The sequence below is a fragment of the Aquidulcibacter sp. genome (genome assembly GCF_020253525.1).
In the GTDB taxonomy this organism is placed as follows: domain Bacteria; phylum Pseudomonadota; class Alphaproteobacteria; order Caulobacterales; family Aquidulcibacteraceae; genus Aquidulcibacter.
Genome location: NZ_JADCBK010000079.1, coordinates 1 through 18,273, shown reverse-complemented (window position 1 = coordinate 18,273; position 18,273 = coordinate 1). Strand labels below are relative to the sequence as shown.

At 56.8% G+C, this 18,273-nt stretch carries 13 protein-coding genes; 3 read left to right on the top strand and 10 right to left on the bottom strand.

The annotated features are described in order from the left end of the window. Nucleotides 1–33: 33 nt before the first annotated feature. From IOB61_RS10215 to IOB61_RS10200, 4 genes are all read right to left on the bottom strand, one after another. Nucleotides 34–993: a hypothetical protein gene (locus IOB61_RS10215; protein WP_290815980.1), complete on the bottom strand. Its 960-nt coding sequence runs from the start codon at nucleotides 991–993 to the stop codon at nucleotides 34–36. Nucleotides 994–1,117: 124 nt separating this feature from the next. Beyond that, nucleotides 1,118–2,374, bottom strand: coding sequence for a CsgG/HfaB family protein (locus tag IOB61_RS10210; RefSeq protein ID WP_290815978.1), 1,257 nt, complete (start codon nucleotides 2,372–2,374; stop codon nucleotides 1,118–1,120). Nucleotides 2,375–2,401: 27 nt separating this feature from the next. Then, a complete protein-coding gene (locus tag IOB61_RS10205) occupies nucleotides 2,402–2,851 on the bottom strand; it encodes a hypothetical protein (RefSeq protein WP_290815975.1) in 450 nt (149 codons plus the stop codon). 127 nt (nucleotides 2,852–2,978) lie between these two features. Next, nucleotides 2,979–3,944 (bottom strand): complex I NDUFA9 subunit family protein, encoded by a 966-nt coding sequence (locus tag IOB61_RS10200; RefSeq protein ID WP_290815973.1) that lies wholly within the window; start codon nucleotides 3,942–3,944, stop codon nucleotides 2,979–2,981. 208 nt (nucleotides 3,945–4,152) lie between these two features. On the opposite strand from IOB61_RS10200, the gene typA reads away from it, so the two are divergent. Next, a complete protein-coding gene (typA, locus tag IOB61_RS10195) occupies nucleotides 4,153–6,018 on the top strand; it encodes a translational GTPase TypA (protein ID WP_290815967.1) in 1,866 nt (621 codons plus the stop codon). 52 nt (nucleotides 6,019–6,070) lie between these two features. Here typA and IOB61_RS10190 read toward each other — a convergent pair whose 3' ends face one another. From IOB61_RS10190 to IOB61_RS10180, 3 genes are all read right to left on the bottom strand, one after another. Then, nucleotides 6,071–7,285, bottom strand: a complete 1,215-nt coding sequence (locus IOB61_RS10190) for a CoA transferase (protein WP_290815964.1) — start codon at nucleotides 7,283–7,285, stop codon at nucleotides 6,071–6,073. A gap of 66 nt (nucleotides 7,286–7,351) precedes the next feature. Further along, entirely contained in the window at nucleotides 7,352–8,194 is an 843-nt protein-coding gene (locus tag IOB61_RS10185; protein ID WP_290815961.1) for a MaoC family dehydratase N-terminal domain-containing protein, read from the bottom strand. A 432-nt stretch (nucleotides 8,195–8,626) separates the two neighbouring features. Beyond that, nucleotides 8,627–10,684 (bottom strand): M13-type metalloendopeptidase, encoded by a 2,058-nt coding sequence (locus IOB61_RS10180; RefSeq protein WP_290815958.1) that lies wholly within the window; start codon nucleotides 10,682–10,684, stop codon nucleotides 8,627–8,629. Nucleotides 10,685–10,848: 164 nt separating this feature from the next. Here IOB61_RS10180 and IOB61_RS10175 point away from each other — a divergent pair, with 164 nt between their 5' ends. After that, entirely contained in the window at nucleotides 10,849–11,691 is an 843-nt protein-coding gene (locus tag IOB61_RS10175; RefSeq protein WP_290815955.1) for an SDR family NAD(P)-dependent oxidoreductase, read from the top strand. A gap of 53 nt (nucleotides 11,692–11,744) precedes the next feature. Here IOB61_RS10175 and IOB61_RS10170 read toward each other — a convergent pair whose 3' ends face one another. The 3 genes from IOB61_RS10170 to IOB61_RS10160 all read right to left on the bottom strand — a co-directional run bounded on the left by IOB61_RS10170 (nucleotide 11,745) and on the right by IOB61_RS10160 (nucleotide 16,465). Beyond that, a complete protein-coding gene (locus IOB61_RS10170) occupies nucleotides 11,745–13,739 on the bottom strand; it encodes a DEAD/DEAH box helicase (RefSeq protein WP_290815952.1) in 1,995 nt (664 codons plus the stop codon). 272 nt (nucleotides 13,740–14,011) lie between these two features. Beyond that, nucleotides 14,012–14,422: an MAPEG family protein gene (locus tag IOB61_RS10165; protein ID WP_290815949.1), complete on the bottom strand. Its 411-nt coding sequence runs from the start codon at nucleotides 14,420–14,422 to the stop codon at nucleotides 14,012–14,014. 84 nt (nucleotides 14,423–14,506) lie between these two features. After that, complete coding sequence (locus IOB61_RS10160; RefSeq protein WP_290815946.1) at nucleotides 14,507–16,465, bottom strand: S9 family peptidase; 1,959 nt, start codon at nucleotides 16,463–16,465, stop codon at nucleotides 14,507–14,509. Nucleotides 16,466–16,653: 188 nt separating this feature from the next. Between IOB61_RS10160 and IOB61_RS10155 the strand changes: the two genes are divergently transcribed. Then, nucleotides 16,654–17,955, top strand: a complete 1,302-nt coding sequence (locus IOB61_RS10155; RefSeq protein ID WP_290815943.1) for an amidohydrolase family protein — start codon at nucleotides 16,654–16,656, stop codon at nucleotides 17,953–17,955. Nucleotides 17,956–18,273: the final 318 nt, after the last annotated feature.

Here is an 18,273-nt window from a genome sequence, read left to right as displayed (position 1 = left end):
CAGTATTACGGGACTGAGACAGCCCCGTCCTGTTTAGTTGCCACCCGAGATGGTGAAGCTGTTGCCAATAGCAGCGGTGGTCGAGGCGATATCGCCAGCCACGTTTGCCAAGGTCAGGTTAGAGGTGGCGACATTGATGGCGCCATTGTTTTGGAAGCTGTTCACGTTCAAGGTCGACGTTGGCAAAGCGTTCAACGAGAAGGTGTTGCCGATCGCTGCCGTGGTCAAAGTGACCTTGCCGCCAACATTCTGGATCAGAGCGTTGGTGGTAGCACTTGGGTCAATGTTGCAGACTTGGGTGTTGTTCAGATTGATGCTGGCGGCAGTCGTCGCCTTCACTGTGCCGCTGTTGCAGATTGCAGCAGAGGTACCTGTCACGTCACCGCTGACATTGTTCACAGTGGTGTTCAATTGGCTGCTCACATCACCCCAATAGGCTTGGTAGGTGTTGATGGTGCCGACTGGGCCAGAGACTTCAGCCGAGAAGGTGTTGCCGATGGCAGCAGAGGTTTGCTCCACCTTGCCGGTTACACCGCCGATATTGCTGTTCAAACGCGATTGGGTTGCGCCCCAAGCGCGTTGGGTGTTGGTGATGCCGGTTGCATCAGCCGAGGTATTGGCGACTTTGATGGTCGCAGAGTTGGCAATCGCTGCCGAAGTTGCGGTGACATCCTTGAAGTTATTGGCTGCGCCATTGACCGCAGTCAGGTTCAGGGTCGATGAAACTGGGGCGATGTTGGTCTGGGTGTTGGAGATTGTTGCCACACGGCTCACATCGATCGACGACGTGTTGCCAATCGCTGCGGCAGTTGCCTCAACCTTGCCGCCAGCAATGTTGCCTGCACGGGTGATGCCTGCATTGGTTTCAGCAATCGCACGTGCCACATTGTTTTGGCTCGTGTTGATCACGGTGCGCTGCGCCATTGCCGACGAAACAACCGAAGCGCTGAGCGCGATGGCGGTTGCGGTGATGAAAAGTGATTTTTTAGTCACTGGATACTTCCCTCTTGATTGCCGTTAGAGCTTTTTGCTCTTGTTTGGCTGGTTACATACTGGCTCGATGAGGAGGTTAGGAGATGATGCCCGTACCTCACCGAGCATGAGCCCAACAATGCCGCTAGCTCCCCTCGCGACGCAGGCGTTCCTGCATCGTCTCACTGTTGGACCGGTCCCCGGGCACGAAGGGTTGATCTAATTGACCCGCTCGAAGACCCCGTAATGGAGCGTTCAATTGGGTCTGCCCGAAGTTTGTTTGACCGTCAGCCAATTCTGGCGACTGGGGTCTAGCTTGTGATGGACTGGCCTGTACTTGGCTCTGGCCAACACGGGATTGTTGTAGCCAGGGTGCCAGCGGCACCGAGGGTGGCGCGATGGCAGCAGGTTCCATTCTGGAAGTCTGAGGGAATGCCGCCATATCCGGTGCTGCGGGGCGTGCCACAGGGCGTGCGGCGGATGGGGTGGCCGTGGCGCGCTGGACGGGTGCGCGCATTGTCGCAACCGAGGTACGCGCAGGGATTGCCTCAACCTGTTGGGCGAGGCTCAAGCAATGCGATGCATCTTGGCCATAGAGACCTGCGGTAAACTCAAACACCGAACGGTCAATGATGCTGCGAATAGCGGTTTGAATAGGCTCATTCCGTCGCCCGCCGAGGCCAAAATCCAGCGTTTCGGAGCCATTGGCGATCAAGGCGCCGAGCTCACGTTGTTGGCCACGCACTTGTTTGCGATAGGATTTGACGGCGATGACTTCGGTGGTGCGTGCATCGATCAGGCGCAAATCCATGCCGACATCGACGACATAATCGCCATTGGCAACAAAGGCTGAACCGCCATTGCGGCCAGTCTTGCTGAAGGCTGCATCTTGGCCACGCGATTGAATATTATGATTATATTCGCTGATCCCGCCTACGATATAAAGAGCGACGCCCTGGATCTGACCTTCTTGCGGGGTGCGGATCACGGTGGGTGAATCCCGCAACAGGCGATTATTGGCAAAGTCCAAATCCACTTGGGTAACGCCGGTATCAAAGCGTTCAATCACCCGCATGCCGGCATTGGAGACGGCCGTAATGGCCATCAAGGTTGCCCCTTGGGTTAAACGCCGCCCCAGATAGAGGTCATCGGCACCGGTCATATCGGTGATATGGCCTACGGCGATGCGGGGAGCAGGAAAGTCTTGGCTACCGGCAACATCGGCCACGCACCTTAAGGCCGCTGTATAATCGGTCTGGGTCTTGGAGACCGGGCTGCCCTTTAAGGTGGCTACAGGCGCAACATGGTCTTCAGAGCCAGCCACACTGGCACAACCCGCAAGCAAGCTGCTCAAGGCGGTGCAGACTAAGAGAAGGCGGGTCGCTCGACTTTTGCGGATCATAGGGTTCACCGAAGTTGGCGCGCGAAATTAGCGCGGCGTGTTGGAGGACGCGGTGACGCGGCCCGTGTTGATCTGAGTGATCGAAATGGTGGAATTGCGCACATTGCTAATCGTCACATTATTGCCGACTGCGGTTGTGCTGGGCAGCGTTGAACTCGCCAAACGACCCGAACGCGTTGAACTGGAAAGTTGTCCGCCAATGCCCGCGTTGGGATCCGCCAGTCGTGCAGGGCCAGCTGCACGAGAGCCGCCCAGATCAACCGGCCGCCCATTCACGACAAGGCGCACGCCATTTGGATCGCGGCTGGGAAAGCGGTAGGGGCTGGCTTCAACGTCGGGGGTGACGCCATAGGTGCGACGGATTTGATCGGCACCTTGTTGTTGAGCCGCGGCAAATCCGGGCACAAAGCAAATTGCGGTTGCACACATCCAAAGAGCTTTGTTGCGGAAAGCTCGATGTTGTTGGGTACGTACCATTCTGGAACATCCTACTCTTGTAACACTTTGGTTAAAGAGCAGGTAGCAAGCTATGTGCCAGTCAGGTTTTTACAATGAACTCAGATATTTAGATGTATTACGCGTCAGTTATACTTAATTTCTGTTCCTAGACGGCTTTGCGCTTTACCTGAAACTGACCGTATGGCTTAAAACGGTACAAATAAGTGGGCACAATTGCCTCAACACTCTCCAAATTGGTTACCCTGAGATCCACTAAAGTCTTAGCGCCAGCGCTGACCACATTGTCGGTTTTCAACATCACGACCTGATCGTCTGTCAGCGGTGGGCCGGCAAAGGGATAGAGTTTGAACACTGCATTGAGGACCGCCCCCAGGGGTTGGGCCACAAAGAAGGGCAGAGGGGCTAGGAAGCGTGGCCGCTCAATTTCCTTCAAGATATATTCGAGAATTTGCTTGAAGCTATAGATGCGTGGTCCGCCCAATTCATAGGTGCCGCCGCCGCTATCGAGGGCATTCACGGTCGCTTCGGCCACATCGCCAACATAGACGGGTTGGAACTTGGTGTTGCCGCCACCAATCAAGGGCAGGGCAGGGGACATGCGGGCCATGGCGGCAAACTGGTTGAAGAAATTATCTTCCGCGCCAAAAATGATGGAAGGGCGCAGGATTGCAGCACTTGGGATCAACTCAAGGACGGCCTGCTCGGCAGCACCCTTGGTGCGGCCATAGTTAGATGCCGAAGCGGGGTCAGCACCCAAGGCCGACATATGAACGAAACGGGTGATCCCGGCCTTGGCTGATTCGGCTGCAACGATGCGTGCGCCTTCCAATTGGGTGGCCTCAAAGGATTGTTTGCCCGTCTCATACAAAATGCCGACCAGATTGATCACACCTTTTGCGCCTTCGAGGGCGCGGGCGACACTTTCCGGGTTGCGGATATTGGCTTGAACGAGTTGAATCTGCCCAACATCGCCCATCACGCGCAAATCTTGCCCTAAATGGGGCCGCCGCATCGCCACGCGCACGCGTTTGCCCGCTTTTGCCAGCGCGCGCACAACATAGCGCCCAACAAAGCCTGAGCCACCAAACACGACGATCACATCATTGGACATGGTTTTCCCCTACAAGTCGTCTTCGGCATAGTCTGATAGGCCCTTGTTTGTCGAGCGTTTGGGACACCCAATCAGCTTTGCGCAGCGGTCGATTTGCCGCACCCCCCACCTTGCTGCTATAGGCCCGGCACACTAAGGCCTCCGCCACCTGATTTCGATCGTGGGTAGATGGGGCCTCCACTGCAGATTTCCTCCCGGAGCATGACCCGTGACCACCCTTTCTGACGCGCCAGTTTCATCGGCTGCGCTACGCAATATTGCGATCATCGCCCACGTTGATCATGGCAAGACAACCCTTACCGACCAATTATTGGCCCAAGGTGGTGCTTACCGCGAAAACGAAGCCCGCGCCGAACGCGCGATGGATTCCAACCCGCAAGAAAAAGAACGCGGCATTACGATTTTGGCCAAGTGCACCAGCATTGTGTACGGACAAGGTGCCGATGAAGTCCGCATCAATATCGTCGACACCCCAGGCCACGCCGACTTTGGTGGCGAAGTGGAGCGGGTTTTGTCCATGGTCGATGGCTGTCTGTTGTTGGTCGATGCCACCGAAGGCCCGATGCCACAGACCAAATTCGTTTTGACCAAAGCGCTCGCGCTCGGCTTGCGCCCCATCGTGGTTCTCAACAAAGTTGACCGCCCAACCGCGCGCCCTGACGAAGTGCTCGATGAAGTGTTTGAGCTGTTCATGGCGCTGAATGCCACCAATGAACAATTAGACTTCCCTGCTGTTTATGCGTCTGGCCGCGATGGCTGGGCAACTTTGGTCCTTGATGGCGCCCGCGAGAACCTCAATCCGCTGTTTGAGACCATCATTGAGCACGTGCCCGCACCAGATGCAGCGCTGCGCCGTGACGAGCCTTTCCGTATGTTGGTCACCATGCTCGATTCAGACCCCTTCTTGGGCCGTATCCTGACGGGTCGGGTTGAGAGCGGCCGCTTGAGCGCAGGCACCGTTGTGAAGGGTATCAGCATTGATGGCAAAACCATCGAGCGCTCGCGCGTTTCTAAAGTCTTGGCTTTCCGCGGTCTGCGCCGCCAGCCGATTGAAGAAGCCGAAGCAGGCGACATCGTCTCCATTGCAGGTCTGTCCACCACCACGGTGGCCGATACGATTGGCGACATGGATGTAACCGAAGCCATTCACGCCACCCCCATTGATCCGCCAACCCTGTCTGTCACCGTGATGGTGAACTCAAGCCCCTTGGCCGGTCGCGATGGCGATAAGGTCCAAAGCCGGGTGATCCGCGACCGTCTGTTGAAGCAAGCTGAAACCGATGTCGCGATCAAAGTCACCGAAACTGCCGATAAGGACGCTTATGAGCTGCAAGGCCGTGGCGAATTGCAAATCGGCGTGTTGTTGGAAGGCATGCGTCGCGAAGGCTTTGAGATGTCGATTTCGCGCCCCCGCGTGTTGACCAAGATCGACGAAGATACCGGCCAGAAGATGGAGCCTCTGGAAGAAGTCGTCATCGATGTGGATGATGAATATGCAGGCGTTGTGGTTGAGAAAATGTCGATCCGCAAAGGCGAGTTGCAAGACATGCGTCCTTCGGGCGGCGGCAAGACCCGCGTTACCTTCTTAGCCCCCGCACGCGGCCTCATCGGCTATCACTCTGAATTCCTGACCGACACGCGCGGCTCGGGCATTATGAACCGCATTTTCCACAGCTGGACGCCGTGGAAGGGTAATATCAATGGCCGTCACAATGGCGCTCTCATTGCCAATGACAGCGGCAAGTCGGTTGTCTATGCGCTGTGGTATCTTGAAGAGCGCGGCGTATTGTTCATCGATGGCGGCGAAGATGTCTATCAGGGCATGATCATTGGCGAAAACGCCAAGCCAGAAGATATGGACGTCAATCCTCTGAAGGAAAAGAAGCTGTCGAACGTGCGCTCGTCGGGCAAGGATGAAGCCATGCGCCTCACCCCGCCGCGCCGCATGACGCTGGAACAAGCCATTGCTTGGATCGATGATGATGAGTTGGTGGAAATCACCCCAAAATCGATCCGCATCCGCAAAATGGAACTCAATCCCGCCTTCCGTAAGCGCAAGCCCAAGGCTGACTAATCAAATCACGATCCTGAAACAGGGGCTTGAGGCAAAGGCTTCAAGCCCCTTTTTATTTGGGGCTGGCGACAATTTTGCCATCATGCAGCGTGGCAATCTCTGTATTGGAAAAGCCGATCTCGGTGAGGATTTCCAGCGTATGTTGCCCTAAGATTGGGGCAGGTGCTGGGCCCAAGCGGTCTACGCCCATAAAATGGATCGGGCTGCCCGGCGTCAAATAGCTGCCAATGCCCGGTTGGTGCAGCATTTCGAACATGGGATTATCGAGACTGCAATCTGGGTCTTCCTCCACCGCTTGCTTGAAGGTTCGATACTGGCTCCAAGTCACGTCAGACCCTGCAAGGCTGGTTGCCACCTCCGACAAGGTGCGCATTTCGAAATAAGGCTTTAAGAGCGCCGTAATGGCGTGGCGATGGATGAAGCGCGCCCCCTCTTGATCGAGATCGGTGTCGAGCCGCTGGCTCAAGTCCGCCATCGCAGCCTCTGCCCCCGTTGCCGCTTTCAGATTGCGCCATTGCCGATCGGTTAGGGCAACCACCATCACGCGCTGACCATCTTGGCAGACAAAATCCTGTGCATAGGCCCCAAACAAAGAATTCCCCATCTTGGGTCGGTCGATGCCATTGATGCTGGCTTCGGCAATGATGCCCAGGTTGCCCAGCATGGCGAGGGCTGTGTCCTTCAAGGCCAATTCCATCAATTGACCTTTGCCCGTCTTTCGGCGGTGGCGATCAGCCGCAATAATGGCCATGGCGGCCTGCTGGCCCGTAATACAGTCCCACGCGGGCAAAGCGTGGCCGACAGGTTCGCTCGACCCTTCAGGCCCGGTCGCCATGGGAAAGCCGACGGCGGGATTGACCGTATAATCAACTTGCGGCCCCCCGTGGCGATCCCCCAGCACCGCCATCATGATTAGGTCTTCGCGGTGCTGCTTCAACCCCTCATAGGACATCCAGCCGCGCAGCCGCAGATTGGTCAGAAAAATGCCCGCATCCTCGCCGGGCCGACAAATGAGCCGGGTTAAGATCTCGCGGCCCTGTGACGTCGTCATATCCACCGCGAGGCTGCGCTTGCCCTTGTTTAAGCCCGCCCAAAAAAGGCTTTTCCCAGACTTGGTGACGGGCCAACGCTCGGCATCGAGACCACCTTGTAAGCGGTCAAAGCGAATTACATCCGCCCCCATTTGCGCCAAAGTCATGCCGGCCAAGGGGGCAGCCACAAAGGCTGAGCCCTCTACCACGCGCATACCGTCTAAAATTCTGTTCATCTTGTTTCCCCCGCCAACCCTGGTGCTAGCTGCCATGGGTGGGCTTTCTGTATGCGTTGCTTGCCGTCAGGCCCAAGTCATCTGGGCCTCCATGGTCACGTTGTTGTCGCCATTGGCGGCATAGATACTGGTGCTTGTTGCGTCAGAGGTGGCCCCATTGACGGTTAAGCTGTCGAAGTCGAACAAGGGGCGGATACCCTTGAACCGAAACGCCTGTGGCTTGCGGTCTGGCTGTTCCAAACAGCCATAGTGGAAGGCCAAAATGGCTTGCAGCGGCCCATGGACGACAAGCCCCGGATAATTTTCGACCCCCATCGCATAGTCGCGATCATAATGGATGCGGTGGCCGTTAAAGGTCAGGGCTGAAAAGCGAAATAATAGGACGGGGTCCAATGCGACCGCGTGCTGCCAGGTGCAGGGCGGTAAAGCCACCGGTTCAGGTGGCGTAAACACGGCGGGAATGTCCATATAGACAATGTCTTGCTCTTCCTCATAGGCCAGATTGGACCCAACATGGATGTTGTGGCCGACGGTGACGAAGAACATGGTGCCAGCACGGCCCTGCTTTTCGCTAATCTTCAAAATGGTGGAGGTTTTGGTGGCGCGCTCACCCACGCGCAAATCCTGATGAAAGCGGCAACGACTGCCCGCCCACATGCGACGCGCTAGCGTGATGGGCGGCAGAAAACCACCGCGCTTAGGATGGCCATCTGGGCCGATTTGGTGGCTGGGCGCGCGGGGCAGGAAGTAAAGCCAGTTCCATATCGGCGGCAGGACCGCGCCGTCTTTAGCAAAGTCTCCGGGATTGAGGTTCAAAGTTGCCGCCAAGCCCTGCGCCGGGCCTGCGGCGAGGGTTTCTTCCAGCGTTTCCTGTCGTCCCAGCCAGTTTGAAATGGGTTCCTGTGTCATCACCGCACCCCGATTGGAAAGCTGTTCCAATAAGAAGGGGCAGCCATCATGGATCAGAGATCATGGCCTTGACCCTGGCACAAGGTAAATCGGAACCCTCCGCCGCTTGCTGATCGCTGTGCGCACGCGCCAAAAGCGCAAATTTCAGTGCTTTTTGCTCATTTTTGGCTGGTTTTGCCAAGGTTTTGCGCATGTCTACTTGGGCTGGGGCGCTTGCCTTTAAGGCCTCGTGTGCCGCTTATCCGTCTGTCTCGGCTCAGCATTTTTGGGGTGCAAGTCTTTTTGAAGAAAGTAATGCCCTGTGATTGGGCGGCAGAAGCCCCCTAAATTGTGCGGCGCACATGACGCGAGGAAAGCGCTTTCAGATGTTTACGCCTTGGCCGCACAATGAACGAAAAAGCCCCTCTCCCGATTGGAAGAGGGGCTAACTCATTACCAGATGCGGACCCGGTTTTCGGGTGCAACATAGAGCCTATTGCCCGGCCGCACATTAAAGGCCTGATACCACGCATCCACGTTCTGGACCGTACCATTGACCCGGAATTCCGCCGGGGAGTGCGGGTCAGACTGGATTTGATTGCGCAAAGACTCATCGCGCTGTGTTTCACGCCAGACTTGGCTCCACGATAGGAAGAAGCGTTGATCGCCTGTAAATCCATCAATCACAGGGGCCGAGCGGCCTTTCAACGACAATTTATAGGCCGTGAGACCAACAACAACGCCGCAATGATCGCCAATATTCTCCCCTAGACAAAGCTCGCCATTCAGTTTCACCCCGGGCAAGGGCTCAAAGCTGGAATATTGTGCGACCATTTTTGCGCCGAGCTTGTTAAAGGCCTCAACATCGGCAGGGGTCCACCAATCGCGCAAGACGCCCTTTTCATCATATTTGGCCCCTTGGTCGTCAAAGCCATGGCCCATTTCATGACCAATCACCCCGCCGATAGCCCCGTAATTGACAGCTGGGTCGGCAAATTCGTCAAAGAAAGGTGGCTGCAAAATAGCTGCCGGGAAGACGATCTCGTTGAACACCGGATTATAATAAGCGTTGACCGTCTGGGGTGTCATAAACCAACGCCGTTTGTCGGTTTTGCGCCCAAGGTCTTCGACATCGCGTTTGACGTCAAATGCCCGCGCGCGACGGTCATTGCCAAAAGCATCGCCTGCTTTGATCTCGAGCGCCCCATAGTCGCGCCATTGATCCGGATAGCCGATCTTGGGGTTAAAGGTCGTCAGCTTACGCTTGGCCTTCGCTTTGGTTGCAGCTGTCATCCAGGTCAGCCCGTCAATGCGCACATGGAAGGCTTTACGCAGGTTCTCGACCAGTACTTGCATTTTTGCTTTCGCAGTCGGGGTGAAATGCTTAGCGACATAAAGTTGACCAATGGCCTCGCCCAACGCGCCATCAAGGGCCTGGGTCGCCCGCTTCCAGCGTTCGCGCTGCTGAGGCTGGCCATTCAACGTCCGGCCATAGAAATCAAAGCGCTCGTCATAAATGGCTTGGGGCAATACGCCAGAGCTGGCGGCAATTACATGATAGGTCAGATAGGTCTGCCAGTGTTCAACCGAAGTTGCCCGGAACAATTTGGCTAAGGGTCCGATCGCGGTGATTTCGTTCACAATCAGTTCTTTAACGCCACTAAACCCGTTGGCCTTAAAGCCAGCAGCCCATGGGAATTCAGGTGCCAACTCTTCAAGTTGGGCATAGGTCCGCAGATTATAGATTTTTGTGCTGTCGCGCCGGTCGGTAATGTCCCAATGGAGTTTCGCGATCTCGGTTTCAAGCGCCAGGATCTGCTTGCCCTTTTCGACACCGTCACTCTGACCCGCTAAAGTCATCAAGCGTCCGATGTGGGCGGGATATTTCTCGCGCAATTCAGCAAAGCGCTTGTCGTCGCTGAGATAATATTCGCGCTCGGGCATGCCGAGGCCACTGTGCGACACAAAGACCAGATAGCGGTCAGGATTGCCGTCATCCAAGGTCACGCCCCAGCCTAGCGGGCTTTGGGTCGGAATTTCAGGGGTGCCCATGATGGCTGCGATATCTTCATGCGTTTTGGCCGCGGCAATCCGGTCTAATTCGGGCTGCATGGGGGCAAGGCCTTTGGCATTGATCGTGTCCATATCCATATAGGCGCGATAAAAGTCGCCAAGTTTTTGCTCGATTGAGCCGGGTGCGGCCTTTTGGGCCGCAACCTCATCAATGATCGCGCGCACATCAGCTTCGGCTTGGGCTGCAAGGGCATCAAATGCGCCCCACCGTGAGCGGTCTGCCGGCATGGGGTTGTTTTTCATCCATGTGCCGCCGCCATGGCGCCAGAAGTCATCGCCGGGTTGGATCGAAAGGTCGCGGCCAGCCTTATCAAAACCGAAACTGCCGAACTTCGGCTTGCCTTGTGCGGCCCAAGCGGGGCCTGCAACGCCAACTTGGCTTGCAAGGGCAAAGCCTAAACCACTGCACCCTGTGCCCAAAAACGCGCGTCTATTCATGGATACTCCCTCCCTCGCTGGTCGCCCCATGGACCTTAACGCCTTAAGTCTTCTGCCTCTTGGGAAACCTTGTCGAATTAACTTGCAGCAAGGTTTGCCAAGCAAGTCCCTTTGAGCAACGATAGAGTGAAGCCATCATCCAAAGAAGCCAAGGGAGGTTAGCTATGACCCAGACGATAGGACCAGCCGATGTTGCCGTGATTACCGGGGGTGCCTCGGGCATTGGTTTGGCTTTGGGCCAAGCCCTCGCGGCAAAGGGGGCCGCCGTCCTATTGGCCGATATTGAAGGACCAAAGGCTGAAGCTGCCGCCCAAGCGATCCGCGATCAAGGTGGGGCTGCCCTTGGCTGTTTCGTCGATGTCGCCGATCCCGCCTCCAACCAAGCCTTGGCAGAGTTTGCTTTTGAGCGCTTTGGCCGGGTGACTTTGGTGTTTTTGAACGCGGGCATTGGCGCGGGTGGATCGATCCATAAAGCGTCACGGGCCAATATTGAATGGACGTTTGCGGTCAATCTGATGGGCACAATTGATGGTGTACGTGCCTTTGCGCCGCGCTTGCTGGAACAAGACATCCCGTCGCGTTTGGTGATTACCGCGTCTGAGCATGGCTTGGGCCTGCCGATCCGGGGCGGGCAGGCCACGCCCTATACAGCCTCCAAGCACGCGCTGGTGGGCCTGTGTGAGGCCATGGCGCGCGACTATGCGGGCACGCCTTTATCGGTATCGGTCCTGTGCCCAGGATTGGTCGCGTCTGAAATCTGGAATGGGTTTCGTAATCGGCATGAGAAGTTTGGTGGGCCACGCCACTTGGATGCAGCCTTTGGGCAGGAGAACCGCATGGGCCTTCCAGCCATCACCGCTGCAGAGCGTATCTTGCGCGGCATCGAGGCCGATGAATTCTTCCTCTTCACCCATGGCCGCGACATTGCCGAAGTGGCAAGGCCGCGGGCCGAGGCGATAGAAGGGGCCTTGGCGCGCTTTTGGGCGCGCGAAGGCGAGGAGGCTTAAGGTGATTTGACCCGTTCAGGCTTTGTGGGCCTGAACGGGCCTGAGTAAGTCGCTTACGAGCGACCGCGACGGGGCACGAAGGTGCTGTCCCCACCGCGACCGACATTGGCCCCACCCCGTGCGCCAGAACGGCCAAGGCTGACGGGCTTGCCGCCAAAGCTCTTCTTGCCAGCGGCGGGCTTGGATGACTTGCGATCATCGCTGCGGCCTTCAATGCGGGCTTCGCCCCGGGGGACAGGGCCCTTGCGTGGCGCGAAATCGCGTTGGCCTTGGCCATTGCGATGACCAAAGGCTTCGCTGCGGGCTTCATAGGCACGTGGACGGTCGCCGGTTGGGCGATCACCACGGGGACGGTCATCACGGGGACGATCATCGCGAGGACGCTCGTTGCGTGGACGGTCTTGGAAGCTACGCTCCTCGCGTGGCTTGCCATGGAATGGCTTGTCAAAGCGTGGGCGCTCTTCGCGCCCAGTGTCAGCTACGGGGCGAACATAAGCTGGACGCTCCGCAGCTTCAGCACCACGGGCGCCAAAGCGGTTTTCCTCGCGCTGTTGTGGGCGGCCTTCATTAAAGACAGAGCCTGTTGCGAAATGGCCCGAGCGGGGACGACGATCCCCATCTTCGCTGCGGTCGCGGTTGGAATATTGCCCGCCACGCGGGCCAGGACGACCGCCCCGACCACCTTCACGGCCACCATCGCGTGCGCCAAATTTGCCATCACGACGGGGATCGTTGCGCGGCTCATACAGCATTTCTTTCGGGCCAGTGCGGCGCAAGACGCCGATCACATCGCCATGCGCATTGGTTGGCGCAGCCAAAGTGTTGGAGGCTTCACCCACGGTTTCGACAAAGATCGCCTCACCATCTTTATCATATTGGACTTCAGCAGGCTTAGGTGCGGCAGGGCGCGGTGCCTTCATCAAATTGGCTGGATCCATTTTGGTGATGGACTTTTTGATCAAGCGCTCAATCTGGCGCAAATTGTCGCGCTCATGGGGTGCGCAGAAGGAGATAGAGATGCCTTCCGCCCCAGCGCGCGCGGTCCGGCCAATGCGGTGGACATAGGCTTCTGGCACGTCTGGCAGATCGAAGTTGAACACATGGGTCACGCCATCGACGTCAATGCCGCGCGCGGCTACATCGGTACAGACGAGCAAGCGGGTGTGGCCCTTGCGGAACCGCTCCAGCGCATGTTCACGCGCATTCTGGCTCTTATTGCCATGCACGGCATCAACCGACATGCCTTGTTGTTCCAGCTTGTCGAGAACCTTCTCCGCCCCATGCTTGGTGCGTACAAAGATCATGGCGCGCTTTACTTCGGGCTCATGACAGATGGATTCCAGCAATTGCTGCTTGTTCACTTGGCTGGTCATGATCAAGCGCTGATCGACCCGCTCGGCCGCCGACGACAGAGGGGCGACTTGGATGCGCTTGGGATCGGTCAGCAATTCTTCGGCGAGATGGGCGATTTCTTTCGGCATGGTTGCCGAGAACAGGCTGGTCTGACGGGCCTTTGGAATTTCCCCGACGATCAGGCGGATCGGCTTGATAAAACCCATGTCCAGCATTTGGTCGGCTTCGTCCAAAATCAAATGCTCCACCATGTCGAGGCGGATGGCGCGCTGCTTCATCAAATCGATGAGGCGGCCCGGCGTGGCGATCAGAATATCCACGCCGCGCTCCATCGAGCGGATCTGCTTGCGGATATTGGCCCCGCCATAGACCAAAGCGCCCGACAGGCCAACGAACTTCCCGTAAGTGCGCAGGCTGTCAGCAATCTGGCCAGCCAATTCGCGGGTTGGGCAGAGGATGAGTGCGCGGCAGGCCCGTGCGCCAGCATGAATGCGGCGCTGGCTTAAATGGTGCAACAAAGGCAGTGCAAAGGCAGCCGTCTTGCCCGTACCAGTTTGGGCGAGGCCCAAAATGTCGAGCGATTGCATGGCAGGCGGGATGGCTTGCAACTGGATCGGGGTAGGATGCTCATAGCCTTCGCCTGCAATGGCGTTCAAAATAGGCTCAGCAAAGCCGAAATCGGCAAAAGTAGTCATGGTTTAGTCGTCTTTCACACGTCAAAGCGTGCGGTATCGCCCCCGTCACTTGGGGTGCGCACACGCGTCTGGGACGGACCTGACCGTGAGTTGCTTCTCGTCAGGCGCGCCAAATAGGGCAATCCTTCGCCCGGTGTGGCCTCGCGAAAACAAACACGGCCACGTGCAACGCCCAGACGGCGGAAAGCGATGAAAGAGCCATTGTGGCTCTGATGTGGGACGTGCACTTAAACTCGGGCAGATCGGGGGGGCAAAAGCCCCTCACACCTGACTTAGCTGCCGAGTGCTTCCAGGATCGTTTTCACACAAAGTGCCATTAAAACGAGTGAAGCCAAGGCAAACACCGCAAAGCGCGCAGCTACCAGATTGACGGTCGCTTGCACCAGCGAATGCAGTACACGAAGGCCCACATAGCCCCAAGCGAGCTGAATGGAAAGCCCATCAGCCCAATTTCCCACATGCGCGGTCAAAGCCAGCGCGTAAAACAGGGTCGGTTGCTCGTGCAAATGGTTATAATTATGGGCGACTTGGGCCACTTTCATGGGCAAAACGTCCAAACTACCCGGTTTTGCAGCCCCTTGCGGGTCAATGTTGTGTTTTTGCATAGCTGGTAGTCGGGTGGCATACATCCACACCCACATGACCATGGTCCACGCAATTAGCGCCAAAATTGGTAATAACATGAGAGGCCCTCCCCAGAGCATTATTCTATGGGGAACACTCTAGGACGGGATTGGCGGAGAGGGAAGGCGGGGGGTGCGGAAGAGCTAATTCACCCCCGGTCCCAAATGCTCCCGCAAGAAGGCCTCAAGCTCGGTCAACATTTGCTGGCGGGTTTCGGTTTTGGAAAGCCAATGGTCTTCGCCTTTGAGTTCCACCAGTTTATAGGGCTTGCCCGCTGCCTTTAGCGCACTGGCCATGCCGGCACTTTGCTCAAAGCGCACCACCGTGTCATCGCGCCCATGCATCAACAGGATGGGGGCGCGGACTTGATCGGCCAAGCGTCGCGGTGAGGCGGCCTCCATCGCCGCACGATCATCGGCGCCAATATGTTCAGACCAATAATTGACGGAGCTGGATTTAGAGGAACCGGCATCATCCTTTTCTTGCGCAATCATGCGCGGCAGGTCTGAAACGCCAGCAACCGCGACGACACACCGATATAAGTCCGGGGTCATGGTTGCCCCAGCCAAAGCCGCATAGCCGCCATAGCTGCCGCCCACAATGCAAACCTTTTTGGGGTCGCTCAGGCCTTCCTTCACCGCCCAAGCCACCGCATCCGACACATCATCCTGCATCCTTTTACCCCATTGGCGGCGACCAGCATCCGCATGGGCCTTCCCAAAGCCCGTTGAGCCGCGGAATTGGGGCTGGATCACCACATAGCCACGCGTTGCCATGAATTGGGTCCAATAATCAAAGCGCGGCTCGTCGCGGGCTTCGGGGCCACCATGGGGAAAGATGATGGTCGGCGCATTTTTGATGTCTTGATCCCCCGGTGGCAGGGTCACATAGACAGGAATTTCTGCCCCATCGCGCGCCTTGAATGTTGTGGCTTTGAGGCGGCCCATTGGCACATTTTTGAGGCCTGGATAGGCTTCGCCCAGCCGCATTACTTTAGGCCCGTCTACTTCCAGCAACAGATATTCAGGCGGAGTGGATGGGGTTTGAATTCGCGCAATAATCTTTTTTCGGTCTCGCGAAAAAGAGACGATCGAAATGATCTTTCCTTCAAAAGTTGCTTCCAATGTTGCTTGGGCCGCTTGCAAGTCTTGGCTGATCATTTGATCCATCGGCTCAAAGCCCCCAATCGAAACGCCAACGACAACGTCTGACCAAGGGTCGCGGAATACCGATTCAAGCTCGGTCCCGTCAGCGCGCAGAAAGGTTGCGATTGCCCCTGTCTTGGGGTCGATAGAAAAAAGTTCGCCAAACTCTGATTCAAACGGTTTGGAAAAAATGATCCGCCCTTGCCGTGACAGACCCATCAAATTGATCCCACCTGCTGGGGTATCATCCAACCGCAAAGCTTCCGAGGATTGGTTATTCTCGCCGAGCAAGAATAACTTTGTTGTCTTGCGGTCGGCGTCATGATCGACCCGCGCCAGCGGTGTGCCCGCGCGATCTGTTATCCAGTCAATCGTGTTGGAATTGCCCAAAGCCTTGGTGACGACTTGCACCCCATTGGTCGCGACTTCATAGAGATTGAGCGAGATCATGTTTGAATTATTCACGTCATAGGCCGACATGATCACGCGGTTTGGGGTATCGGGCAGCAAGGAATGCAAATTGACGCCAGAATTATACTCGCGAACCATGCCGCCTGTGGCCAGAAGCGTGCGAATATTGGCGGTTTCAAAATTGAAAGAGAACGTGCGAAAGACTTCAGCTTTGGGCCCAAAGCCCCGAAAGGTGTCGCTGGCCGTAATCAGCACATCGCCGCCATCTTCAAATCGGACGCTGCGCAACTTTTTGTCGCCAACTGTTACACCGACAGTCTTTTTGCTCGGCACATCCAACACCCGTACTTGGGTCTCCCCCGTCGCAGTCGTATAGCCAAAGGCGATGCGGTTCCCATCTGCCGATATGGCCACGCGTGAGATGTTAGGGGATGCTGCAAAAGCTTCTGCCGTGGCGGGCGCTGGTTTGGCAAGGCTTAGGCTTGGAAAAATCCCGGCTAAACAAATGGATCCTGCAACTAAATTCAAAAGCAATTTACGTCTCATACACGCCTCCAATCACACGAGACTGCAACAGCTTTCCCGCTAAGGCAATCCCGTTTGCTGGCACGACCTTAGCGGGGCAGAGCCGTGGTCTGACAGATGGTTAGGGCGCGCGCTTGGGCCAAGCTGGCGCTTGCCAAACCCAGGGGTCAGTCGCATGGTAGGTGAAAATCACTCTCCTGGGGGGCAGCATGCGTTCACTTTTTTTATCGACTATTTTGGCTTGTGTGGCCGTGGGTGCTGTAGGGGCGCAGACCCCGCCTGCTGCCTCGCAAGCCACCTTTATCCATGTCGGTCGCTTGATTGCAGAGCCTGGCACGCCGCCAACCAATGCCAAAACGCTGATTGTCCGCGATGGCAAGATTGAAGCCATTCGTGATGGTTATGTCGCCCCAAGTGCGGGTGCTAAGCTCGTCGATCTTAAGTCCAAAACCGTGCTGCCGGGCCTGATCGACAGCCATGTCCATCTCCTCTCAGAACTCTCTCCGTCCAGCCGTTTGGATACAGTGACCAAGGAGGAAAGCGATCTGGCCTTGGATGGCTTGGTCCATGCGCAGAAAACCCTGCGGGCAGGCTTTACCACCGTGGTTGATTTGGGTGCCGATGGGCACCACACGATTTTTGCATTGCGCGACCAATTTGCCTCGGGTCGCTTGCTCGGCCCCCGTATTCTGGCTGCTGGGGCTGCCATCAGCCCAACCGGCGGGCATGGCGATGTGCATGGGTTCCGTGAAGATATCATGCATGTGATGGGTCCTGAAAGCGTGTGTAATGGCGTCGATGATTGCCGGCGCGCCGTGCGTGAACAGGTCAAGGCTGGTGCCAATATCATCAAGGTTACGGCAACTGGCGGCGTGTTGAGCAATACGGCCAGCGGCCTCAGCCAACAATTTTTCGATGATGAACTCAAAGCCATTGCCGATACGGCGCACCTCTTGGGCAAGACCGCCACCGCTCACGCCCATGGCAAAGGCGGCATTGAAGCGGCCTTACGGGCAGGCTTTGATAGTATTGAACATTCCAGCTATGCCGACGCAGAGACCTTTGCCCTTTACAAGGCCAAAAATGCCTGTGTGGTGCCGACCTTGCTGGCGGGTACAACCGTTACCGAAATGGCCAAGGCCGGCGGTACCTTGACGGGCGCGCAAGCGGCCAAGGCTTTGACGGTGGGTCCGCTTATGGTCAATATGCTGAGCCGCGCGCGTGAAGCAGGCGTCTGCGTTGTGTTTGGCACCGATAGCGGCGTCTCGCGTCATGGCGATAATGCGCGTGAGTTTGAACTCATGGTGCAAGCAGGCTTTACCCCGGCTGAAGCCTTGCGCAGCGCAACGGTGGGCGGCGCGGCTCATCTTGGCCTGTCCGATCAAATCGGCACCTTGGCTCCGGGCAAAGCCGCCGACCTTGTCGCCGTTACTGGCGATCCTCTGACGGACATCTCCCTCATGCGCAAAATCGATTTTGTTATGGTCGGCGGCCGCATCGCCAAGGAATAGGGCCATCCCTGCGTCAGACGGCATCATTTCCGATGACGCAGCTCCCTTGCTGAAAACGCGCTGAGGTCCCCGCTCGCAGCTGATCCTTCGGCGGGGGTGACGTTTTTTTGGATTTCTTTTTATCTAGACGCGGTTTGGTGATCCTTCCGGCCCACCAAACCGCAAACGAAATTGTTCTTGCGACCTCTGGGTAGTCAAGTGTCCGTTTTCTTCGAAAACGGATCGCTTGCGACGCAGCTAAGCTGCGCACTTGACGACCCAGATGTCGCGCTCATGCTTGATGATCCATTTTGGTGAAACAAGGTTTCCACCAAAATG